This is a genomic window from Nereida sp. MMG025, from assembly GCF_021654165.1.
GTDB lineage: Bacteria > Pseudomonadota > Alphaproteobacteria > Rhodobacterales > Rhodobacteraceae > Nereida.
The window spans coordinates 385,719-406,160 of the sequence record NZ_JAKFZN010000002.1; the positions used below are offsets into that span (position 1 = coordinate 385,719).

The window sequence follows — 20,442 nt, forward strand, 5'->3', positions numbered from 1 at the left end:
CTTAAAACGGCAAAATGGCGTCAAGGGCCTGCTGGCCGTAGCGCGGTTGTTGCATGTCCGAGATTTGACCCCGCCCGCCATAGGAAATACGGGCCGAGGCCATTTTGTCGTAAGTCACCTCATTCTGGCGGCTCACGTCCTCGGGTCGCACATAGCCACTGACCAAAAGCTCGCGCAGCTCAAAGTTCACACGCACCTCTTGCGAGCCTTGCACGCTTAAAACGCCGTTGGGCAAAACCTCTACAATCGTGGCGGCAACCCGAAGTGTGAGCCGCTCATTTCGGCTGACCGATCCATCACCAGAGGCGCTGCTAGAGCCGCTGAGATCAACAGCGCTGCCCATCGTTGCGCCTTCTGGCAATTTTTGATCCAGCCGTTGTGGGATGCCAAGAAGGTTCGGAATACGCATGCTTTCGCTGCCGTTCCGGCTGCGTTGGGAAGAGTTGGAAAACTCTGCCCGGTCATCAATTTCGATCACCACGGTCAGGATATCGCCGCGCGCAACGGCCCTCCGATCGCCCAACAAGGATTGCCGTTCGCCTGACCAAAGCGATGATTGATCGCTTGAGCGGCTTAACGGGGTTTGTCTTGGCACAACAGGCGCCAGCATCGCTTGGGTTTCAGCGTTTGGAAGGGTGGGCGTAAATTCAGGGTGCTTGCCCACTTTTTCAAGCCGCGCACATCCGCTTGCCGCGGCCAAAATCAGTCCACACATCAGGGCTTTGCTAGGGTTTGACATGGACAGTTCCATCCTTTTGAATTTGGCCAGACACGGTGGTGCGGGATGACTGGTTCATCACGCGCACCCAATCGCCAACCCCGCCGCGTTCCAACGCACGGGCATCCGTGGCAATCATCAGAGCGCCGCTGGTATACACCAGTGTCACCATCTGGTTTCGGGTCACTATTGCGGGCGCGCCAAGATCACCCAGTTTGATCGGTCGGCCGGGGTACAAAACGACCCGCGCTTCCAACCCGATCACATCAAGCGGCGATCGGAACGCGCCATCCACATCGATGTCTTTGACCATAATATCCTCGGGCCCAAGAATGGCTTTAGCCCGAATGGTGCCTGTGGCGACCACCGTATCGGCTAGGGCGGGAAGGGCGGTGCATACCGCAAAGATGGTTGCGAAACGGATCATCGGATTTGTGTCGTCGCGCCAAGCATCTGATCGGCGGCGGTGATAATCTTGGCGTTCATTTCATATCCGCGCTGCGCTTCGATGAGTTCTGTGATCTCGCGCACCGCATCGACCGAGCTGCTTTCCAGATATCCTTGCCGCAGGCTGCCCAATCCGTCTCGGCCCGGTTCGGCGGCAAACGGCGCGCCCGAAGCGTTGGTTTCAAGGAACAAATTGCTGCCAATGGCCTCCAGCCCTTTTGGGTTTGCAAAACCCGCCAAAGTAAGTTGCCCAAGAAGTTCTGGTTCAACCCGATCATTGAAATAGGCGTAGACTTCGCCCGCGCTGTTGATCGAGATACTCCGCGTATCATTGGGGATGGTGATATCAGGGACCACGGGGTTGCCATCTGAGGTGACGATCTGCCCCTCGGCGGACCGCTTCAAAGCGCCGTCGCGGGTGTAGCCTGAAATGCCCGAGGGCAGTGTGACTTCCAAATAACCCTGCCCTTCAATCGCGATATCCAGATCACCGCCCGTGGGCGAGACGGTGCCTTGGGCAAGCTCCAGAGAAACAGCAGAGGCCCGAACGCCCAAGCCAAGTTGCACCCCAGTGGGCACCGCAGTTCCATCGGCGGCATTGATCGTGCCGGGCCGTGTGGCTTGTTGGTAGTGCAAATCCGCGAACTCGGCGCGCCGCGCGTTGTAGCCTGTGGTGTTCATATTCGCGAGGTTGTTCGAGATGGTTTCAACGCGCATTTGCTGCGCTGTCATCCCGGTTGCTGCGATTTGTAAGGCTCTCATCTAATGGCTCCTCAATTAGCGGGTGAGCGCCTGGAGGGCGCTGCGAATGCGTTCGTCTTCTTTGTCCAAAAAGCCCTGCCCCAACTCGTAGGCGCGCTGAACTTCGATCATGCGACTTATTTCCGTCACCGCGTTTACGTTTGACGCTTCGAGAAACCCTTGCACGACTTGTCCTTCTGCAGGTTCAAAGCCTGCGTCAGCGCGAAACAGAACACCGTCCTGCCGCTGCATGCCATCGGCGTCCAAGGGGCGGACGACGGCAACCTGACCCAGTGGCTGGCCATCCAGACTGATCGTACCGTCAGAAGCGATGCCCAAGGTGCCCGCATTTGGCGGGATAAAAATAGGCGCACCGCCTGCATCCAAAACGGGGTGTCCGTCGGCGGTGACCAACTCGCTTGCGGCATTGGTTGCAAAGTGGCCAGCACGCGTCAGTCGCTCACCTTCAGGTGTGCCGATAACAAAAAAGCCCTCGCCTTCAATGGCCATATCCAGCCGCCCGCCTGTTTGTTTCAGCGTTCCTTGCAGATCGAGCGTTTCGCGTCCCAACGCGGTCGCCATGGACAAAGATGGCGCGCCGTCGGTGGATTTGACGTGCTCGGCAAAGATGACGCCTTCCTTGCGAAAGCCTGTTGTGGACATGTTGGCGATATTGTTTGCCACTGTTTGCATTTCGCGCATGAGACCAGATTGACGTGTGAGGGATGTGTAGATTGCGTTGCTCATGGTCCTAAATCCCCGCGATCAGCGGCACGAGTTGCTCGCTCCAATAGGTGGCAAGTGTCTGCGTCATGAAGCCCATGGTGACCCAAAAAACAGCAAGCATTGCGGCGACTTTGGGAACAAACGTCAGTGTCATTTCCTGAATGGATGTCAGCGCCTGAAACAGTCCTACGGTCACACCCGCCAAAAGCGCGACAGACAGCATCGGGGCCGAGATCACCACCGAAATCCAAAGCCCCTGGCGCAACGTGTCAAAGAAAACAAGGTCGTCCATCAGACCGGCATCCTTAGGATTTCCTGATACGCCTCAACGACTTTGTCCCGCACTGTGACGGCCGTTTCGACTGCCAACTCTGTTTGGGCAAGTGCCTGGACCAGCGCGTGCGGGTCGGCCCCACCACTCATTGCGGCGATTGCGGTTTGTTCGCCGTCATTCAGTGTTTGAGCGAAACTTTTGGCGGCGTCGCTAAATGCTGACCCACCTGTTGGGTCGGGTGCGGTTGCGGGTTTTGTGGCTGCATATCCGGTGGCAGCAATATTGGCTTTGATATCCATTCAAGTGCCTACTTTCTAAGAAGATCCATGAGCCCCGATGACATTTTCCGGGATTGCTCGAACAGTTTCAGATTTGCTTCGTAGCTGCGCTGCGCTTCTCTGGCGTCAGCTATTTCCATCACCAGATTCACGTTTGATCCATCGTAGTAGCCTGTCGCGTTCGCCAACGGATGCGTTGGGTCAAACACCTGTTCAAGGGCAGCTTGCGACAGGCGCATTGGTCCGGTCTGGACCGAAGCTTTGCCCGTCGAAGGATCAAGAACATTCTCAAATGATACGGTCTTGCGGCGATATCCGGGGGTATCAACATTGGCGATGTTTTCCGAAATGTGGCGCAGCCTTTGGGACTGCGCTTTCAGGCCGCCCGAAGAGAGGGAAAGTGCGTCTGTGAAATCAGTCATCCGTTCCCCCTATCTGCGGCCAAGACTGGCACGCAGCACGGTCAGCGAGGATTTATAGATCGCAATCGCGCGGTCGTGCTGTCGCTTGGCATCGACGGAGGCCAGCATTTCTTCTTGTAAGGAGACGCTATTGCCGTTGGGTGCCGCATTGCTGGCGGTTTGCGCCGCTGCGGACGTCGGGCCGAGGTGTGCAGTCACGTGGCCCGCACGGGTTGCGCGCATTTTAGGCGCAGCTTGCCCGAGCTCTGCTTGGAACGGAGCAATCGTTTTGCGCTGGTAATTCGGCGTGTCGGCATTTGCCACGTTCTGAGCGGCAAGCGCCTGTGCACGGCCTGCATGTTTAGCCATGTCGTGTGACACGGTAAATACGGTCAAATTTTGAAACATAAGGGCTTCTCCCTTTCCGACTTCAACAAAGGCTTAACCCTGATTCCTTTAGAAAGGGTTTCAACGAAGCAATTTGAGTGAAATTTGAATGACCGATCCCTTTTTAGCTTTGCGCGATAAAATTCGAACGATCTCTCCTGTGCGGATTGTCGGGCGCGTTCAGCGCATCACCGATAGCGTCATTGAAGTTTCGGGACTGCAACATATCGCCCAACTGGGGGATGTTGTTTGCATCCAGTCGGGAAAAAAAACACTTGAAGGAGAGGTGCTTGATGTCACGCGCGATGCTGTTCTGATCTGTCCCGAAGATCGCCCACAGCAGCTTCGCCTGAATGATCTTGTCCAGTTGATCGGGCCGCGAAAAATTGCGCCGAGCCTGTCTTGGATTGGTCGGGTCGTTGATGCCAACGGCCAACCTATCGACGGGCTCGGCGCTTTGAGCCTTGGAACCGCCCGCTCTATTGTGGCCGAACCGCCTTCAGCGGTTGCGCGGCGCAGCTTCGGGGCGCAGCTTTCGACCCCCTACTGTGTGATGAACACGTTTCTGCCCTTGGCACGCGGACAGCGGGTTGGTCTGTTTGCGGGATCTGGCGTGGGCAAATCAACGTTGCTTGCGGGTTTGGCCTGCGGCGTTCAAGCCGATGTAAATGTGATCGCCCTTATCGGAGAGCGCGGGCGCGAAGTGAATGAATTTATCTCTGATGTGCTCGGTCCCGACGGATTGGCAAAGAGCATCGTTGTTGTTGCCACTTCGGATCAGTCCGCCGCGCTTCGCAAACGTGCGGCCCACACAGCTATGACCATCGCAGAAATGCTTCGCGATGAAGGGCGCAACGTACTCTTTTTGGCCGACAGCCTAACCCGTTTCGCCGAGGCGCATCGACAGATTGCCCTATCTGCAGGAGAGCCTGCCGGACCAGATGGATTTCCGCCGTCTACAGCTGGACACATTATGCAACTATGCGAACGCGCGGGGCCAGGTGCGGGGTATCAAGGGGACATTACTGCGGTTTTCAGTGTTCTTGTGGCGGGGTCAGATATGGATGGGCCAATCGCCGATATCACCCGCGGGGTGCTGGACGGGCATATCGTTCTGGAAAGAAAAATCGCAGAGCGCGGGCGCTTTCCAGCGATTGACCTGTCACGCTCTGTATCGCGAAGCGTTCAGCATGTGTTGGACCAGCCGCAAAGGGATATGCTCAACTATGTTCGTGGGCTTTTGGGCCACTATGAGAGTTCTGAGGTCATGATCAGAGCAGGGCTCTATAGTCCGGGAAGTGATCCGCTTTTGGATAAAGCAGTGCGGGTTTGGCCAGATTTGGATGCCTTCATCGGGCGCGCGGATGGGCAGGACATTCAGGGCTGTTTCGATGATCTGGCCAAAGTGAGTGAAAAAGGTAGCACTTCGTTACCCGCCGATTAACGCCAGTGCGATAGATGCTGGAGAGGTCACTTGGTTTAATTGCTGAACTTCGGATTGCAAAAGAAACTGGCGGATCAGGTTTTCGACTTTGGCAGGGTCCTTAAACTGGTCCACCTGCGCAGAGCCGAACCGTTGTTTCGCCTTGTCTTGAAAAACCTCAAGCTGCTTGTCCAGGTCCAGTTGCGAAAAGGAAGAAGGAAGGTTCAATGCCGTTTCAAAGACCTGTCTGAGCGGCGGGTCCCCCATGATCTTAAACCATTTTGCATCATCACTCCCCGAACCGGTTGCGATATCGGCAAGGCTTCGTTTTGTGTTCAGGGCCAGCCGCAGATCACTCTGCTGATCGCCCACTGCAACCTCAAATGACAGGTCTGAATATCGCGCTAACATTGTGTCTGCGAAATCGGGCAGAACCGTGTTGGGGATGCCTTGGTCAAATTGAAACGCCTCCGCAAATTGCGCATAGCGTTTGTCTGCCAATCGGTTTGCCAAAGCGGATTGTTCAGATGTTCCGTCCGTTAATATTTTTTCGATGAAGGCTTTGTTGTTGATGTCCTCACCTAGCCCATAAGCGTTCAACGCGACTTCCAAAAGCTGCCTGTCATTCACAAGTTGCTCAGGCGTTTGCACAGCCGCGATATTTTCGCGGAAGTATGCAGTCAGGCGTTTTGAGTTTGGCGTGTTGTTGAAGGCTTCGGTCTGACGCTCAATCGTTCGCTCCAGAAAGGTCCACCCTGCAAACCCTGTCAGTGGAAGGCTTGGTTGAAACATCAGTTCAAGCTGACCCGCAGCAAACGGTCTTCGCGTGGCAGCAAAGCCCTGAGGGACTTCAGGCATTGGTAGAAATGACCCGCCAGAACGGCATCGGTGGCCCGCTTTATGATCTGTCGGCTGTCCTCATCTGTCAGCACTTGGCTCAGCTGTTCGATGCCGCGGAGCAGTTGCATGGTCGCATCCTCGGGATCGGCATCCCCGGACAGCACGAGTTGTGCGATGTAACACACCCTGCGCACGGGGGTTTTTGCGGTCTGGGGATGAATCGCATCCTTGAGGCGAAGGATATTGGCATTTGGTGTGACAACGGCAAATCGGCTTCGGCGGTCGCCGTTTTCGATCACGGCACCGTTGATCAATACGCGCTCTTTGGGGGACAGTTTCAGGACAAGACCACTCATTGATGTGCACCTTTCATCTTTAATCCTCGCAACACAGACTGGTTGACTTCAATCAGCGCAGTGAGGTCTGCTTCATTGTCCAAAACCTCTTTTGTGTGCCGTTCGGTAAAAAGCGCGAGACTTAGGATCCGCGCCTTAAGCTGCGCTGGCAGCTGGTTTTCATCTTGCGCAACCGAATATGCCAGCAACGACCACAATTTTTTGTTCATATGCAGTGCATCCACCAAAGATGGATACCGCGCGGGACCTGCCTTGGGAATATTTTGCAACATGCGAGTGATGCGCGCGAAGGCCATGGCCTCTACGGATCTGGGCGACGGAGAAGACTGAGGCGCTTCGCCATAGGATTGATAAGCGAGGGATGTGGAGCTCATTTATAAGGGGGCCTTTTAAACAGATGGTTTGTGTCGGGGCGCGATCCTTCGCGCCCCGATCGGATTGGGCCGTAATTAACGGAACAGTGACAGGATCGATTGCGGCGACTGATTAGCGATCGACAACGCCTGAACGCCCAACTGTTGTTGCACCTGTAGCGCCTGAAGCTTGGCAGATGTTTCTTCCATGTCGGCATCCACCAAAGCCCCAATGCCCGATGTCAGGCTATCGGTGAGCTTGCTGATGAAATCAGACTGGGTTTCAATCCGCCCGCGCGCCGACCCGAAAGACGCGGCTGCATCAATGGCATATGTGATCATATCCTCGATGTCGGACAACGCCTGGGTCGCGCCCTCGTTTGTGGTCACGTTGAGAGAGGCCAAACCCTGTAGCGCGCCGCCAAGATCACCATCTGCTTTCTGAGCAAATGATGTCGCAGGCGTAGCGCCGTTGGTTGCGCCGTAGCGCAGCGTTCCATTATCGGCGGTTGCCACGATCCCGGCAATACCGGCTGCATTGATCTGATCAGCAAGGTTCGTGGCGATATCAGCCGCAGGTGTGCTGCCGTCCGCGGTGAAAGTGAACTTGTCTTGGCCGATGGTCAGTTCAAAGCTGTCGCGGTCGGCGGCTGCACCAAAAACGATTTTGTCGGCCGACTCTGCAATGTCTGATCCAGACACAGCCGCGTCTGCTTCACCGATCGTCACAGCATCACCAAGGCCTTCGCGGGTCAAAACAAGTTCATTGGTGCTATTGTCAGCGACAGAAATATTCGCAAACTCAGCCTGACCGCCGTCTTTAAGCACATTGAATGCATCGACCAACCCATCACGGATTTCGGTGTCTGTGTTAGTATCGGTTGCTGCAAAACTCACGGTGACGCCCGCGACGACCACTTCGACATTGCGTGAGGTCGTTACCGCAGATGAATCAATCGTGACTGTTGAGGAGTTATTGGCAGCCGACACTTGATTGTCAGCATCCGTAATGGTGCCAACGGTGATATCCGCGCCTTCGCCCAAGGCCGCGCCCGTCTGGCGCAAATCTGTCCGATCAACCTGGATTTTCGAAGACACGACCTGACCATCGGCCTGTCGATCCAAGGACGACAAAACATCAACCGTTTCGCCACCGCGAACAAGGTTAAGCCCATTAAATTGCGCCGCGTTTGTGACCGATTTGATCTGATCTGCCAGCGCAGTAATGTCTGTTTGGATCTTGTCTCGGTCAACATTGCTTTCCTGAGCGGCAACGATTTTGCCTTTGATGTCGGTCAGCAGGTCCGTAATGGTTTCTGATGCGTTGGCTGCGACCGCAACGGTTGATTCACCCAAGGCAAGGCTTTCCGAAATATTATCAAAACCCTTTACGTCGGATTCCATAACCTTTGAAATCGCCCAGACGGCTGCGTTGTCTTTGGCCGATGACACAGATTTACCGGTCGAGATTTCGGACTGTGTTTGCTGCAGGTTCGAATTAATCGACTTCAAAGTTTGCAGCGCGACCATTGCACTGTTGTTGGTAAGAATACTGGACATAGAACTCTCTCTTGTTCAGAGGGCGCTTTTGCGCCGTTGCAAGTATCGATGGCTTTCGCCGTCGTTTGGTGCCTTCTGACAGTTGTGGGCCCTTACAAAAGGGACACGCCACTCCACCCGGAATGCCTGTGCAAATTGGCATGCAATCCCTAAGAGTTTCCTAAATCCTGACCTTTCTATCCATCTGATTTAGCTCAAATTTTACGAACGCTTTTCCAGTTTTGATGCACCTTTGGCCGCGATATCGAGGACCGTGCCTTCGGGGCCATAGACCTGAGAATGTTCAAGGCTTGATTGTATTTGTGCCAATCGTTGCAGTGCGGCGGTCAGACCGTCTTGCGTGGCTTTCAGCGCCTTGGCGTTGCGATCGGATTTCTCCTTTAAGGCGCTAAGATGTTCTTTGGACAGTTTATGCGCCCTAAGTTGTTCAAACGCCGCCTGTTTTTCTGAAACAAGGCGCTCCATCGCAGCCCAATCACGTGTTTTGATGGCATCCGCCTCATGATCTAAAGCGTTACGGCACGTTACGAATGCAGGGTTCATTTGCGTGCCTCCTGCGTTGCTTTCAGGCTTTCAAACAGTTGTTCGGCCAGCCCAATGCCACCGTTTTGCACCAAGGCCTGCGCTTGTTGTTGTACCAGCATGGATTGAAACTGGTCCTCGCCCTGGCCGCCGCCGCCAAAATCCCGCGCTTTGCCAAGGCCGGCACCTTTCAGCATCTCTGCCAGAAAGCTTGCCTCCAAATCTTTTGCGGCATCTTTCAGGGCTTTGCCTTCGGACGCGGCTGGTTTCGAATGAAGTGGAGAGGTTGGTTGAATATCCATTTTCAATTTCCTTCAAATTGTAGGCTCTTTGGTCTTTATGCAGGGCGAACGGTAAACATCTGGTAACTGTCAGGCGTTAAAACGGGGGCACACAGGTAGAAAACCGAAGGTGCCTTATGCAGATCACACTGCCGTTCAAAATTTCTGGACATGTTGATGTATCGCTGGAGATGCAGACTGATCCTGCCATCAATGCTGAAACCGAGGGCTTTGCGGATTTGGTTGACCTGCAGGGAAGTGACATCCAGATGGTGGAAGAGGCTTTGCCTGAACCGTTGCCGCTATTGATGCAAAATACCCCTCAAAACGGGCAGCTGAGCGCTGAATTTTCGCCAGACAATATCACGGCCGGGGCAAGCCAAGCGCGGGTGGTCCTGCCGCAAAGCGACGGTTCCGTGATGCATGCAAGGGTGATGAACACGCAGGGCCGCGAAGGTGTTGAACCTGAAGCAAGAAGGCAAACCAGCCCGAACTTGCCCCTTGGGTTTCCCATCTCCGCCGACAAGACAGAAGTGGTTGGCCAGTCGATCATAGCCTCCAACACGGCTCGCGTGCCCAATGAAAAAACTGTCTTGATGAGTGCTGAAGTTGAGTTTCCAGGGCGCATCGTCGAACCGCCGAAAGCTGTATCACGTGCCGTCGTCGGTCACGAGGCGACACCGAAAATCGATGTCATTCCCCCGCGTTTATTGGATCTGTCAAACCCTGATTTCGACGGAACCAGATCCGAGAAAATTGATACTCAACGCCAAGTTGTTCCGTCTGAGCCTTTTGCTTCGGGTCCGATACCGTCTGGCGATGTTGGATCGCAACGGATCGCTTTGCCTGAGCAACCCATGACAGCACCGCCACAGGCACACAAAGCGGCTTCTGAACCAGACACGCATATGAACCATACGGCGGCGGATGATCCAGCCATCCCTAAATTAGCCGAAGGGCCAGACCCACAGGCAACGGCGGCCCCAATGAAACAGGCCCCATCGCCCTTTGAAGGGGCTGTTGCCTTGCCGCAGCCGCCAATGGATTTGCAGGCTGTTTCAGTCCGATATCCAGATAGCGTTCCCCTGCGAAAATCGGATGGCGGGGCGGCTGTCGCGTTGCAGCCCCCGACCGTTCCCAAAATGACCGCGCCAAACAAGAATGCCATGCCATTTGACGTTCCACAGCCCATTCATTCCCAAACGCCAATCGAATTTCCGCAGACCGATGTGGATCATTTACCGCTTGCCGCTGAAAGATCGGTCCTGATGACAGCTGCGCCAGTGGCTTTGGATGCGCCCGTCACAACGATGCCCGCCAACGCGCCCCGTCAGGTCGCACAGCAGCTGGCCGAAGCGTTCAATCTCAACGCAACGGGCATGACTGAACTGACGCTAAATCCAGAAGAGCTTGGCCGCGTGCGCATCACCTTTTCAGGTGGCGATGCGGGGATGGTCGTGATGCTGCAATCGGAGCGTCCGGAAACCCAAGACATGCTGCGCCGTAACGTCGACCTTTTGATGCAGGAGTTCGAAAACGCAGGCTATGAAACGCTGAATTTCGCATTTGGCCAAAACGGCGCAAACAATGGCGAGCAAGAGCAGGCGTCGTCCCAAGATGTATCAGATGAGCCTGTTTTGGACGGCCCGCCTGAAAAACAGATGCCACGCACAACTGCCCAATCTGGAATCGACATTCGTCTTTAGGAGATTTGATATGACAGTCACCCCCGTTCAAACGATCACCCCGCAATATGGCTCTGGAACCACCAATCAGGGTGTCATCAACTCCGACTTTGATATGTTTTTGAAAATGCTCACCACGCAGGTTGAAAACCAAGATCCGCTCGACCCGGTAAAGTCAGAGGACTATGCCGCACAGCTGGCGCAATTTTCCGCGGTTGAGCAGCAGACCAAAACCAATGACTTGCTTGAAGGGCTGAACGGCCAATTTGCCTTGCTTGGCATGGGGCAACTGGCGGGATGGGTCGGTATGGAAGCGCGGGTTGCCGCGCCTGTTGAATTTGACGGCACGCCCATCACCATTGCGCCCAATCCGGTAGCCATTGCGGACAAAGCGTTTCTGATTGTACGGGATGAAGAGGGCACAGAGGTTGACCGCCGTGAAATCCCCGTCTCGGCCGACCCTTTCAATTGGGACGGCATGTCCAGCGATGGGGATAGCCTGCCAAACGGGGTCTACGCCTTTAGCATTGAAAGCCAGAACAACGGCGAAGTTCTGGATACAATCCCTGCCGAAGTTTATGTGCCAATCACCGAGGCCCGCAGCCAAGGGGGCAGCACCTATCTTGTGATCAAAGGCGGCGCCTTAATTGATAGCGCTGCAATCACTGCCATTCGGGAGCCTGTGGATTACAGCAGCGCAGAAATCCAGAATATCGCTGACGCAGATCCTGCCCCAACGAATGTCCAAAGCAGGACAGATTTAAATGTCCACGGCGTCTGGTGATCTTGTTCTGCGCCCCGATTGGCCTGCGCGATCAAAAGGCTTTCTGTCATCTGCGGAAGGCGAGGACCAAAGCGTGCTAAAACGCGGGCTGTTTTCAGCAGGTCTTTGGCAAGCGCTTTGGGGCCGATGCTTTCCTTGATGTAGTCTTCCACGACAGGCTGCGCGACTTCCCAAATGTTAATCTTGGGGTTCAGGGTGCGGGCCACCCCTTCGACCACGACCATTGTGCGTTGCAGCAAAATCAATTCGGTTCGCGTTTCCATGCCAAAGCGTTCAGTCACTTCGAACAGGTAGCTTAACAAACGACCCATCGAGATACGCGACGCATCCATGCCAAAAATCGGTTCGCCCACCGCACGCAGGGCACGCGCGAATTCGTCAATATCGCGATCGGCGGGCACGTATCCTGCTTCGAAGTGCACCTCCGCGACGCGGCGATAGTCCTTGCGGATAAACCCGAATAAAATTTCGGCATAGACACGGCGCGTATACTCATCAATGCGCCCCATGATCCCGAAATCATAGGCCACAATTTCGCCCTTGGCGTTAATCTTGAGATTGCCTTGGTGCATATCTGCGTGAAAATAACCGTCTCGCAAAGCATGTTGCAAAAACAACTCAAGCACACGTTCGCCCAAAGCAACACGGTCGTGACCTGCGGCATCAATCGCCGTGACATCGCCTGCAGGGATGCCATCAACCCACTCAAGCGTCATCACGCGTTTGGCCGACAGCTCCCAATTCACTGCGGGGACGGTGAAGCCTTTGTCCTCTTTCGTGGTATTTGCGAATTCGCCAGCCGCACTGCTTTCAAGGCGGAAATCCAGCTCGCCGTTCACAACGCCTTCGAAATGTTCAATCACATCCAAGGGCCGCAAGCGGCGCGAATTGGGCGAGAAAATCTCGACCATGTTGGCGGCAAAGTAAAAGGCATCAATATCCTTGCCAAACCGCTTTTCGATGCCCGGGCGCAGCACTTTCACAGCAACCTCCTGGCCCGTCTCGGCCAGCCGCGCCTTATGCACTTGCGCGATCGATGCCGCCGCAACCGGTTCCGAGAATTCAGAGAATACCGTCTCGATCGGGCGCTCGAGTTCTTCCTCGACCATCGTTTTCGCTTCTTGAATGGAAAACGGGGGCAGTTTGTCTTGCAGCACGCGCAGTTGGATCGCCAATTCGTCGCCAACCACATCGGGACGCGTAGAAAGAACCTGACCGAATTTGATGTAGGCAGGCCCCAAGGCAACAAGCGCGCGCACCGCTGATGGCATCGAAGGATCGCCTTTCAGGCCAAGCCATTTGAACGGCCAGCCCAACACCCGCGCAACAATGCGCAGGGGCACAGGCGCATCAAAGGCGTCCAAAACCACTTTCATCCCGCCCGTGCGTTCCAAAGTGGCACCCATACGGATCAGGCGAATAATGTTATGAGGTCCACGCATATCCTAGATTTTCCAGCCAGAGTGCATCGCCGCGATACCCATTGTCATGTTTCGGTAACTTGCGTTTTCAAAACCAGCCTGCCGCACCATTCCCAAAAAGGTCTCCTGATCGGGGAATTGGCGTATGGACTCAACAAGGTACTGATAGCTCTCGCTGTCATTGGCAATCAATTTGCCCATGCGCGGGATGACGTTGAATGAATAAAGATCATACGCCTTTTGCATCAGGTCATTCGGTATCTGGCTAAACTCCAGCACCAAAAGGCGCCCGCCGGGTTTGAGAACGCGGTAGGCTTCGTTCAACGCCTCTTGCGGGCGGGTTACATTCCGTATGCCAAAGCTGATCGTGTAGACATCAAAAGTGTTGTCCGCAAAGGGCAGGGCCATGGCATCGCCAACAATCCAATCCAGCTGATCCGCCATGTTGTCGGCCTCGGCGCGTTTGCGGCCCTCGACCAGCATGCTTTCGGTGATGTCCAAGACGGTTGCATGCCCATATCCAGCACGACCCAGAAACTTGAAACTGATATCGCCTGTGCCGCCCGCAACATCCAACAGTTTTTGGCCAGCACGCGGGGCAAGCCAATCCATCATCGCTTCTTTCCAGATGCGGTGGATGCCGACGCTCATCACGTCGTTCATCACATCGTATTTGCTTGCGACCGACGTAAAGACACCCTGAACCTTCCCTGCCTTTTCGGCTTCAGGCACGGTATCAAATCCGAAATGGGTGGTTTTTTGGGTCTCGTTCGCCATGAGGTCTTGCTTTCTTTGGATCGGCCACTCTTCTTATAGGCTGCGCGGCGGTGGTGACAACGCCTGCGACCCATCACAGAGGTGAGGCACAATGCCCGAATTGCCAGAGGTAGAGACGGTTCGCCGCGGTTTAGTTCCCGCAATGGAAGGCCAGGTGATCGCAAGAGCGCAGATCAACCGCCCCGACCTGCGCTGGAAGCTGCCCGAAAACATGGGCGCGCGGCTGACGGGTAAGCGCGTGACAGCTTTGCGGCGGCGGTCGAAATACATCCTTGCCGATCTGGACAGCGGCGAAAGCCTCATCATCCATCTGGGCATGTCAGGCCGTATGCTGATCAGCGGTCAAAAGGTGGGAGAGTTTCATCACCCGCACCCGACCCCCGAAAAACACGATCACATCGTTCTGGATATGGATGGTGGTGCCCGCGTCACCTTTAATGATGCGCGACGCTTCGGGCACATGGATCTGGGGCGGACAGATGATTTGGAAAACCATTGGCTGATCCGTACCATCGGGCCTGAACCTTTTGGCAATGCGTTTAGCGAATCTTACCTGATTGAAGCGATCAAGAATCGCCAATCGCCCATCAAAACAGTCCTTCTTGATCAAAAAATAGTCGCTGGCCTGGGCAATATTTACGTGTGCGAGGTGTTACACCGTGCGGGAATTTCGCCCAAACGCAAGGCCGCCAACCTGTCGTCCAAGCGCATCGCCAGCCTTGTTCCGATCATCCGTGATGTGCTGTCCGAGGCGATTGAAGCGGGCGGGTCATCACTGCGCGATTACCGCCAAGCCGATGGAGAACTTGGATATTTTCAGCATACCTTCCGTGCATACGGCCAAGAGGGTAACCCCTGCGTCACCCCTGAATGTGGCGGAACCATCGGGCGCATCGTGCAATCTGGCCGCTCCACTTTCTTCTGTGGTCAATGCCAAAGATAGCTTGATTGCTGTGAAATCTGTGGCTAGCCCTTAGCGCCTAACGCAAACAAACAAGCGAGCCTTCCACATGGCCTACGAGACGATCATCGTCGAAATCGAAGATCACATCGCCCTGATCAAATTGAACAGGCCCGATGCCTTGAACGCGCTGAACAGCCAGTTGTTGTCCGAATTGGCCAGTGCCGTGCGCGACGCTGACAAAAATGACAAGGTCCGTTGCATCGTGCTGACTGGATCCGAGAAGGCCTTTGCGGCGGGCGCAGACATTAGCGAGATGGCTGAAAAGTCGTTTGTTGAAATGTATACGCAAAATTTCTTTGCCGATGAGGCCGACCAATTCCTGCGCGTCCGCAAGCCTGTGATCGCGGCCGTGGCGGGCTATTGCCTAGGTGGTGGATGTGAGTTGGCGATGATGTGCGATTTCATCATTGCGGCAGATACCGCCAAATTCGGCCAGCCCGAAATCAATCTGGGCGTTGTTGCAGGGATCGGTGGAACACAGCGTTTGACCCGTTTGGTCGGACGGTCCAAATCGATGGATATGCATCTCACAGGACGGTTCATGGACGCCGAAGAAGCGCTATCATCGTCGCTCGTCAGCCGCGTGGTGCCTGCCAAAAAACTGATGGACGAGGCGATGGGCGCGGCCGCAAAGATCGCTGAGAAAAGCCAACTTGCCGCAATGGCCGTCAAAGAAGCTGTAAATGCAGCCGACGAGATGAATTTGTCGTCAGGCGTTGCGATGGAACGGCGCTTGTTCCAATCGCTTTTTGCCACCGAAGATCAGTCCGAAGGCATGGCCGCTTTTCTGGAGAAACGCGAGCCACAGTTCCGCGACAAGTAGATCCAAAAGAATCGCTTCCCTTTTGGGCAAGGCTTGCCTAAAAGGCGCGTCAGACATGCGCGTGATGCCCGCTTATTGGCAAGAGGACCGACGAGTAAATCGGTTAGACCCTTTGGGTGTCACGTTTACAATTTAATAAGACACCCGAAGTAAGGACCTCATTCATGGCAAACTCACCACAGGCTAAAAAACGCGCCCGTCAGAACGAACGCCGTCTGGCTGTTAACAAAGCCCGTCGTTCGCGTATCCGCACCCAACTGCGCAAAGTCGAAGAAGCGATTGCTTCGGGCGACAAGGAAGCCGCGACAGCAGCACTGCGTGTTGCACAGCCAGAACTCATGCGCGGCGTGACCAAAGGTGTGTATCATAAAAACACAGCATCGCGGAAAATCTCGCGTTTGAATGCACGGGTCAAAGCAATCGGCTAATTTTGCGCCGCTTATGATCTCGATCAAAAAGCCGTCCAAATGGGGCGGCTTTTTTCGTTTTGCGTTGATGCCAAAGCATAATTTCTGCCGCGACATTTCCCCCCAAAATCAGGCTCATAGATTCTTTTCAAGAATCCGACTGTCAAGCCACTAAGATATGTTGAACGGCCAGGTCTTTGGGGGCAATTTACTCAAGCGATTCATGTCTGGGGGGACAGCGGAGACGAATAAAACGCAGCCAGAAGTCCTTTGAAAAAAGGGTTTCGATCGATACTTCGCAATGAGGAGTACTTCGATCTGGTTGTTGAACACGTCTTGTGAAGCGGATGTCTATATCCGTAGGTGCAGCCACTGCGCCACACGTTCCGCTCTTCGATTTACGCAATGCCTGAGCGCGAAATCATTCGATTTCGCGAGCAGCGCAACTGTGTCTTTCGGTCCCCAATCCTAATGTGATTTCGCCGGTGTTTGGGGGCAGGCACTGTAATTGCATGGTTAAGTTGAAAGGTGGGACAATGACGAACGACACATGGTGCAAAGTGCAGGGGCAACTGGTGAAAGCCATTGGCCAAAACAATTTCAAGACGTGGATCGAACCGCTTGAATTTGTCTCCTGCGATTCAGGCATTGTGGTCTTTAATGTCCCGACAAACTTCATGGGCAACTATGTGTCGCAAAATTTTGCGGACGACATCTTGCACTACATAAACGCCGAAGGTGTGCCGGCAGCGCGTCTTGATTTCAAACTTGTGGCTGCATCGGCCATCAAGTCGGTGGCCAATACGTCCCAAGCGCCAGCCCCGTCGACAACACCAAAACCCGTCGTCGACGTGTCCGACGACATCATGATGGAATCGCCGCTTCAAAAAGATTTTACCTTCGATAATTTTGTCGTCGGCAAACCAAATGAACTTGCCCATGCCGCCGCGCGGCGCGTGGCCGAGGGTGGCCATGTCACCTTTAATCCGCTGTTTCTCTATGGTGGGGTTGGCTTGGGCAAAACCCACCTGATGCACGCCATCGCCCATGAGTTGAAAGACAAACGGCCCGATCTGAAGGTGCTCTATCTGTCGGCGGATAAATTTATGTATCGCTTTATTCAGGCGATCCGCGGCCGCAAAACGATGGATTTCAAATCGACCTTCCGCAATGTCGACATTTTGATGATTGACGATGTGCAATTCATTGCGGGCAAGGAAAGCACGCAAGAAGAGTTCTTTCACACGTTCAACGCCCTGATTGGCGCGAACAAGCAAATCATTATTTCGGGCGATCGCGCCCCAGGTGAGATCAAGGATATGGAAGAACGCATCCGCTCGCGTTTGCAATCTGGCCTGATCGTTGATTTGCACCCAACCAACTTCGAATTGCGACTTGGGATTTTGCAGACCAAAGCAGAGTTGCACGCCGACACCTATCCCGGGATCGAGATGCAGGACGGTATCTTGGAATTCCTTGCGCACCGTATTTCCAAAAACGTGCGTGTTCTGGAAGGTGCGCTGACCCGCCTGTTTGCCTTTGCGCATCTTGTCGGACGCGAGATCACGATGGATCTGGCACAAGACTGTCTGTCCGATATTCTGCGCGAAAGCGACCGCAAGGTCAGCATTGATGAAATCCAGCGCCTTGTGTGCGAACACTTCAACATTCGCCATTCTGATCTGATCGGCCCGCGCCGCATGCGCAGCCTTGCCCGCCCGCGCCAGATTGCGATGTATCTGGCCAAGGAAATGACCAGCCGATCCCTGCCAGAGATCGGTCGTAAATTTGGGGGGCGCGACCACACAACCGTCATGCACGGCGTCAAGACGATCAAAGACTTGGCGCAAACGGACAGTGGTATATCCGAAGACCTCGAATTGCTGCGCCGCACCCTCGAAGCTTAAGCCTGAAACGCGCGAATTTGTCTTGCCCGCGCCCCTATATGGGGTAGTCTGTCCATCCCAAAGGGAATACACCTTGGGCAACGGACGGTGAGGGATACCAAGATGAAACTCAGCATTGAACGGGCAGCTTTGCTCAAAGCAGTCAGCCAAGCGCAATCGGTTGTCGAGCGTCGCAATACGATCCCGATCCTTGCCAATGTGCTGATCGAAGCCGAAGGCAACAGCGTATCTTTCCGCGCCACCGATCTGGACATCGAAGTTGTCGATAAAACCAATGCGATGGTGGAGCGCGCAGGCGCAACCACCGTATCAGCCGTGACCTTGCACGAGATCGTTCGCAAGCTGCCCGATGGGGCGATGGTCACTTTGACGGACGATGCTGCGTCTGGGCGTCTGACCGTGGAAGCAGGCCGGTCGAATTTCAATTTGGCCACACTGCCCAAAGAAGATTTTCCTGTGATGGCGACATCAGAATACCAGTCGAATTTTTCGGCGCCGTCACCTGTGTTGCGCCGTCTCTTTGACAAGTCCAAATTCGCCATCAGCACCGAAGAAACCCGTTACTATCTCAACGGTGTCTATATGCATGTCTCCGACAGTGACGGCGGCAAGGTGCTGCGCTGTGTGGCCACCGATGGTCACCGTCTTGCGCGTATTGATGCGGATTTGCCCGAGGGCGCGGCTGATCTGCCAGGTGTGATTGTCCCGCGCAAAACCGTGAATGAGCTTCGCAAGTTGCTTGATGATGACGAGGTGCAAATCGCAGTCTCCGTTTCGGAAACCAAAGTCCGCTTTGCCACGCCAGACATCACGCTGACATCCAAAGTCATTGATGGCACCTTCCCCGACTACACCCGCGTGATCCCCCAAGGGAACACGCGCAAGATGGAGGTGGATGCCGCTGATTTTGCCAAGGCGGTAGACCGCGTTGCAACGGTATCGTCCGAACGCAGCCGCGCAGTGAAGCTGCAGCTTGATGAAGACCGTCTTGTCTTGTCAGTGAACGCACCTGACAGCGGTGCCGCCGAAGAAGAATTGGCTGTGGCCTATGGCGATGAGCGTTTGGAAATTGGCTTTAACGCAAAATATCTGTTGGAAATTGCCAGCCAGGTGGACCGCGAAAATGCAGTGTTCCTGTTTAACTCTGCCGGCGATCCCACGTTGATGCGTGAAGGCAACGATCAGTCGGCAGTCTATGTCGTCATGCCGATGCGCGTGTGAGTGGGCTACACCTCACAAACCTGACCCTGTCTCACTTCCGCTCGCACAAGCGTGCGGTGATTGATTGCGACCATCGACCCATCGCAATTCATGGGCCCAATGGGGCAGGCAAGACGAACCTCATCGAAGCGGTAAGCCTTTTTTCACCCGGGCGCGGGCTGCGCCGTGCAAGTGCCGAGGCGATGACCCGCAGGCCCGAAGCGGTGGGTTGGAAAATCACAGGGCTTTTGCAATCGCTGCACCAAACCCATGAGATTGAAACCTGGTCCAAAGAGCATACGGCGCGACAAGTTAAAATTGATGGCAAAGCAGCCAGCCAAGTTGCGCTCGGACGTATTGCGCGGGTTCTGTGGCTGATCCCATCGATGGATCGCCTATGGATCGAAGGGGCCGATGGCCGCCGCCGGTTTCTTGACCGTATGACCCTTTCGTTCGAGCCGTCCCATGCCGACGCGGTGTTGGCATATGAAAAGGCCATGCGCGAACGTAACAGACTTCTCAAGGATATGGTGCGCGATGCGCATTGGTATGCGGTGCTTGAACGCCAAATGGCGGAAAACGGCATGGCAATCATCCGCAATCGCGCGGCAACGGTCGCCGAACTTGCGGCCGCGCAGCACGCGTCGCAAACGGCTTTTCCCACCGCAACGCTTTCGATGATTGATGCCGACGATATCTCGTTTCAGACGCAAGAGGATTTGTTAACCGCTTTGCAGGAAAGCCGGCCCAATGACCTGCGGGCAGGACGCACATTGATAGGTCCGCATAGATCAGACCTTGCCGCTGTTTACGCGGCCAAAGACGTGCCTGCCAAAGACTGTTCTACGGGCGAACAGAAGGCGCTTTTGATTTCGCTCATCCTTGCCAATGCGCGTGCCTTGATCGCTGATTTCGGCGCGCCGCCGATATTGCTGCTGGATGAGGTTGCTGCCCATCTGGACGCCGAACGCCGCGCCGCCCTTTATGACGAGATTTCGGCCCTTGGTGCGCAGGCATGGATGACAGGCACCGAACCGCAGCTTTTTGACAGTCTTGGTGACCGCGCGATTTACCTGCATGTTGGCGACGAAGGCGTTCAAAGTGTCTGACGCATTGCCATACCGTGAGCAGACGCATTGCCATACCCTAATTTGACCTGTTTTGAGG

General features: G+C 54.8%; 25 protein-coding genes. 9 read left to right on the top strand and 16 right to left on the bottom strand.

Translation table 11 applies throughout. The features are described from left to right. Window position 1 precedes the first annotated feature (1 nt). Genes flgH through L1065_RS08010 form a run of 8 tightly spaced genes read right to left on the bottom strand, consistent with a single transcriptional unit; the run spans window position 2 to window position 3,954 of the window. Window positions 2–739, bottom strand: coding sequence for a flagellar basal body L-ring protein FlgH (flgH, locus tag L1065_RS07975; RefSeq protein WP_237094933.1), 738 nt, complete (start codon window positions 737–739; stop codon window positions 2–4). Beyond that, complete coding sequence (gene flgA / locus L1065_RS07980; protein WP_237094934.1) at window positions 726–1,145, bottom strand: flagellar basal body P-ring formation chaperone FlgA; 420 nt, start codon at window positions 1,143–1,145, stop codon at window positions 726–728. The genes flgH and flgA overlap by 14 nt, the downstream gene beginning before the upstream one ends. Further along, window positions 1,142–1,927, bottom strand: a complete 786-nt coding sequence (gene flgG / locus L1065_RS07985; RefSeq protein ID WP_237094935.1) for a flagellar basal-body rod protein FlgG — start codon at window positions 1,925–1,927, stop codon at window positions 1,142–1,144. Before flgG ends, flgA begins: the two co-directional genes overlap by 4 nt. Window positions 1,928–1,942: 15 nt before the next feature. Continuing rightward, a complete protein-coding gene (locus tag L1065_RS07990) occupies window positions 1,943–2,653 on the bottom strand; it encodes a flagellar hook-basal body complex protein (RefSeq protein WP_237094936.1) in 711 nt (236 codons plus the stop codon). 4 nt (window positions 2,654–2,657) lie between these two features. Continuing rightward, window positions 2,658–2,924, bottom strand: coding sequence for a flagellar biosynthetic protein FliQ (locus L1065_RS07995; RefSeq protein WP_370641152.1), 267 nt, complete (start codon window positions 2,922–2,924; stop codon window positions 2,658–2,660). Then, window positions 2,924–3,205: a flagellar hook-basal body complex protein FliE gene (gene fliE / locus L1065_RS08000; protein ID WP_237094937.1), complete on the bottom strand. Its 282-nt coding sequence runs from the start codon at window positions 3,203–3,205 to the stop codon at window positions 2,924–2,926. Before fliE ends, L1065_RS07995 begins: the two co-directional genes overlap by 1 nt. An 8-nt stretch (window positions 3,206–3,213) precedes the next feature. Next, entirely contained in the window at window positions 3,214–3,606 is a 393-nt protein-coding gene (gene flgC, locus L1065_RS08005; RefSeq protein ID WP_237094938.1) for a flagellar basal body rod protein FlgC, read from the bottom strand. Window positions 3,607–3,615: 9 nt separating this feature from the next. Beyond that, the gene (locus tag L1065_RS08010; protein WP_237094939.1) at window positions 3,616–3,954 is read right to left on the bottom strand and encodes a hypothetical protein; all 339 of its coding nucleotides are present in this window, start codon (window positions 3,952–3,954) and stop codon (window positions 3,616–3,618) included. Window positions 3,955–4,081: 127 nt separating this feature from the next. Between L1065_RS08010 and L1065_RS08015 the strand changes: the two genes are divergently transcribed. Further along, window positions 4,082–5,416 carry a FliI/YscN family ATPase gene (locus tag L1065_RS08015; RefSeq protein WP_237094940.1) on the top strand — a complete coding sequence of 445 codons (1,335 nt, stop codon included), beginning with the start codon at window positions 4,082–4,084 and terminating at the stop codon, window positions 5,414–5,416. Here L1065_RS08015 and L1065_RS08020 read toward each other — a convergent pair. The 6 genes from L1065_RS08020 to L1065_RS08045 form a co-directional block, all read right to left on the bottom strand. After that, window positions 5,402–6,187, bottom strand: coding sequence for a DUF1217 domain-containing protein (locus L1065_RS08020; RefSeq protein WP_237094941.1), 786 nt, complete (start codon window positions 6,185–6,187; stop codon window positions 5,402–5,404). The genes L1065_RS08015 and L1065_RS08020 overlap by 15 nt on opposite strands. After that, complete coding sequence (flbT, locus tag L1065_RS08025; protein WP_237094942.1) at window positions 6,187–6,591, bottom strand: flagellar biosynthesis repressor FlbT; 405 nt, start codon at window positions 6,589–6,591, stop codon at window positions 6,187–6,189. Before flbT ends, L1065_RS08020 begins: the two co-directional genes overlap by 1 nt. After that, entirely contained in the window at window positions 6,588–6,965 is a 378-nt protein-coding gene (gene flaF, locus L1065_RS08030; RefSeq protein ID WP_237094943.1) for a flagellar biosynthesis regulator FlaF, read from the bottom strand. Before flaF ends, flbT begins: the two co-directional genes overlap by 4 nt. A 75-nt stretch (window positions 6,966–7,040) precedes the next feature. Next, window positions 7,041–8,504, bottom strand: coding sequence for a flagellin (locus L1065_RS08035; protein ID WP_237094944.1), 1,464 nt, complete (start codon window positions 8,502–8,504; stop codon window positions 7,041–7,043). A 201-nt stretch (window positions 8,505–8,705) separates the two neighbouring features. Then, on the bottom strand, window positions 8,706–9,047 hold the full coding sequence (locus L1065_RS08040; RefSeq protein ID WP_237094945.1) for a hypothetical protein: 342 nt from the start codon (window positions 9,045–9,047) through the stop codon (window positions 8,706–8,708). Continuing rightward, window positions 9,044–9,328: a rod-binding protein gene (locus L1065_RS08045; RefSeq protein ID WP_237094946.1), complete on the bottom strand. Its 285-nt coding sequence runs from the start codon at window positions 9,326–9,328 to the stop codon at window positions 9,044–9,046. Before L1065_RS08045 ends, L1065_RS08040 begins: the two co-directional genes overlap by 4 nt. Window positions 9,329–9,444: 116 nt before the next feature. Here L1065_RS08045 and L1065_RS08050 point away from each other — a divergent pair, with 116 nt between their 5' ends. After that, a complete protein-coding gene (locus L1065_RS08050) occupies window positions 9,445–11,013 on the top strand; it encodes a flagellar hook-length control protein FliK (RefSeq protein WP_237094947.1) in 1,569 nt (522 codons plus the stop codon). 10 nt (window positions 11,014–11,023) lie between these two features. Continuing rightward, on the top strand, window positions 11,024–11,776 hold the full coding sequence (locus L1065_RS08055; RefSeq protein ID WP_237094948.1) for a flagellar hook capping FlgD N-terminal domain-containing protein: 753 nt from the start codon (window positions 11,024–11,026) through the stop codon (window positions 11,774–11,776). On the opposite strand, the gene ubiB is transcribed toward L1065_RS08055, so the two are convergent. After that, complete coding sequence (gene ubiB, locus L1065_RS08060) at window positions 11,680–13,218, bottom strand: 2-polyprenylphenol 6-hydroxylase (protein WP_237094949.1); 1,539 nt, start codon at window positions 13,216–13,218, stop codon at window positions 11,680–11,682. The two genes, L1065_RS08055 and ubiB, sit on opposite strands and share 97 nt — an antisense overlap. A gap of 3 nt (window positions 13,219–13,221) precedes the next feature. After that, entirely contained in the window at window positions 13,222–13,974 is a 753-nt protein-coding gene (gene ubiE / locus L1065_RS08065) for a bifunctional demethylmenaquinone methyltransferase/2-methoxy-6-polyprenyl-1,4-benzoquinol methylase UbiE (protein ID WP_237094950.1), read from the bottom strand. Window positions 13,975–14,065: 91 nt separating this feature from the next. Here ubiE and mutM point away from each other — a divergent pair, with 91 nt between their 5' ends. The 6 genes from mutM to recF all read left to right on the top strand — a co-directional run bounded on the left by mutM (window position 14,066) and on the right by recF (window position 20,384). Then, window positions 14,066–14,917: a bifunctional DNA-formamidopyrimidine glycosylase/DNA-(apurinic or apyrimidinic site) lyase gene (gene mutM, locus L1065_RS08070; protein WP_237094951.1), complete on the top strand. Its 852-nt coding sequence runs from the start codon at window positions 14,066–14,068 to the stop codon at window positions 14,915–14,917. A gap of 67 nt (window positions 14,918–14,984) precedes the next feature. Then, entirely contained in the window at window positions 14,985–15,761 is a 777-nt protein-coding gene (locus L1065_RS08075) for an enoyl-CoA hydratase-related protein (protein ID WP_237094952.1), read from the top strand. 164 nt (window positions 15,762–15,925) lie between these two features. Further along, complete coding sequence (gene rpsT, locus L1065_RS08080; RefSeq protein ID WP_237094953.1) at window positions 15,926–16,189, top strand: 30S ribosomal protein S20; 264 nt, start codon at window positions 15,926–15,928, stop codon at window positions 16,187–16,189. Between the two features lie 515 nt (window positions 16,190–16,704). Further along, the gene (gene dnaA, locus L1065_RS08085) at window positions 16,705–18,075 is read left to right on the top strand and encodes a chromosomal replication initiator protein DnaA (protein WP_237094954.1); all 1,371 of its coding nucleotides are present in this window, start codon (window positions 16,705–16,707) and stop codon (window positions 18,073–18,075) included. Window positions 18,076–18,177: 102 nt separating this feature from the next. Further along, window positions 18,178–19,296 carry a DNA polymerase III subunit beta gene (gene dnaN / locus L1065_RS08090; RefSeq protein WP_237094955.1) on the top strand — a complete coding sequence of 373 codons (1,119 nt, stop codon included), beginning with the start codon at window positions 18,178–18,180 and terminating at the stop codon, window positions 19,294–19,296. Next, entirely contained in the window at window positions 19,293–20,384 is a 1,092-nt protein-coding gene (recF, locus tag L1065_RS08095; protein ID WP_237094956.1) for a DNA replication/repair protein RecF, read from the top strand. Before dnaN ends, recF begins: the two co-directional genes overlap by 4 nt. Window positions 20,385–20,442: the final 58 nt, after the last annotated feature.

What these genes read in the sequence shown, in the direction of transcription:
- flgH (WP_237094933.1), bottom strand. Translation starts at nt 739, where the DNA reads ATGTCAAACCCTAGCAAAGCCCTGATGTGTGGACTGATTTTGGCCGCG.
- flgC (WP_237094938.1), bottom strand. Translation starts at nt 3,606, where the DNA reads ATGACTGATTTCACAGACGCACTTTCCCTCTCTTCGGGCGGCCTGAAA.
- ubiE (WP_237094950.1), bottom strand. Translation starts at nt 13,974, where the DNA reads ATGGCGAACGAGACCCAAAAAACCACCCATTTCGGATTTGATACCGTG.
- L1065_RS07995 (WP_370641152.1), bottom strand. Translation starts at nt 2,924, where the DNA reads ATGGACGACCTTGTTTTCTTTGACACGTTGCGCCAGGGGCTTTGGATT.
- L1065_RS08010 (WP_237094939.1), bottom strand. Translation starts at nt 3,954, where the DNA reads ATGGCTAAACATGCAGGCCGTGCACAGGCGCTTGCCGCTCAGAACGTG.
- L1065_RS08035 (WP_237094944.1), bottom strand. Translation starts at nt 8,504, where the DNA reads ATGTCCAGTATTCTTACCAACAACAGTGCAATGGTCGCGCTGCAAACT.
- flgA (WP_237094934.1), bottom strand. Translation starts at nt 1,145, where the DNA reads ATGATCCGTTTCGCAACCATCTTTGCGGTATGCACCGCCCTTCCCGCC.
- flgG (WP_237094935.1), bottom strand. Translation starts at nt 1,927, where the DNA reads ATGAGAGCCTTACAAATCGCAGCAACCGGGATGACAGCGCAGCAAATG.
- L1065_RS08050 (WP_237094947.1), top strand. Translation starts at nt 9,445, where the DNA reads ATGCAGATCACACTGCCGTTCAAAATTTCTGGACATGTTGATGTATCG.
- ubiB (WP_237094949.1), bottom strand. Translation starts at nt 13,218, where the DNA reads ATGCGTGGACCTCATAACATTATTCGCCTGATCCGTATGGGTGCCACT.
- L1065_RS08075 (WP_237094952.1), top strand. Translation starts at nt 14,985, where the DNA reads ATGGCCTACGAGACGATCATCGTCGAAATCGAAGATCACATCGCCCTG.
- rpsT (WP_237094953.1), top strand. Translation starts at nt 15,926, where the DNA reads ATGGCAAACTCACCACAGGCTAAAAAACGCGCCCGTCAGAACGAACGC.
- L1065_RS07990 (WP_237094936.1), bottom strand. Translation starts at nt 2,653, where the DNA reads ATGAGCAACGCAATCTACACATCCCTCACACGTCAATCTGGTCTCATG.
- flaF (WP_237094943.1), bottom strand. Translation starts at nt 6,965, where the DNA reads ATGAGCTCCACATCCCTCGCTTATCAATCCTATGGCGAAGCGCCTCAG.
- L1065_RS08045 (WP_237094946.1), bottom strand. Translation starts at nt 9,328, where the DNA reads ATGGATATTCAACCAACCTCTCCACTTCATTCGAAACCAGCCGCGTCC.
- dnaA (WP_237094954.1), top strand. Translation starts at nt 16,705, where the DNA reads ATGACGAACGACACATGGTGCAAAGTGCAGGGGCAACTGGTGAAAGCC.
- dnaN (WP_237094955.1), top strand. Translation starts at nt 18,178, where the DNA reads ATGAAACTCAGCATTGAACGGGCAGCTTTGCTCAAAGCAGTCAGCCAA.
- L1065_RS08015 (WP_237094940.1), top strand. Translation starts at nt 4,082, where the DNA reads ATGACCGATCCCTTTTTAGCTTTGCGCGATAAAATTCGAACGATCTCT.
- flbT (WP_237094942.1), bottom strand. Translation starts at nt 6,591, where the DNA reads ATGAGTGGTCTTGTCCTGAAACTGTCCCCCAAAGAGCGCGTATTGATC.
- L1065_RS08020 (WP_237094941.1), bottom strand. Translation starts at nt 6,187, where the DNA reads ATGTTTCAACCAAGCCTTCCACTGACAGGGTTTGCAGGGTGGACCTTT.
- L1065_RS08055 (WP_237094948.1), top strand. Translation starts at nt 11,024, where the DNA reads ATGACAGTCACCCCCGTTCAAACGATCACCCCGCAATATGGCTCTGGA.
- mutM (WP_237094951.1), top strand. Translation starts at nt 14,066, where the DNA reads ATGCCCGAATTGCCAGAGGTAGAGACGGTTCGCCGCGGTTTAGTTCCC.
- fliE (WP_237094937.1), bottom strand. Translation starts at nt 3,205, where the DNA reads ATGGATATCAAAGCCAATATTGCTGCCACCGGATATGCAGCCACAAAA.
- L1065_RS08040 (WP_237094945.1), bottom strand. Translation starts at nt 9,047, where the DNA reads ATGAACCCTGCATTCGTAACGTGCCGTAACGCTTTAGATCATGAGGCG.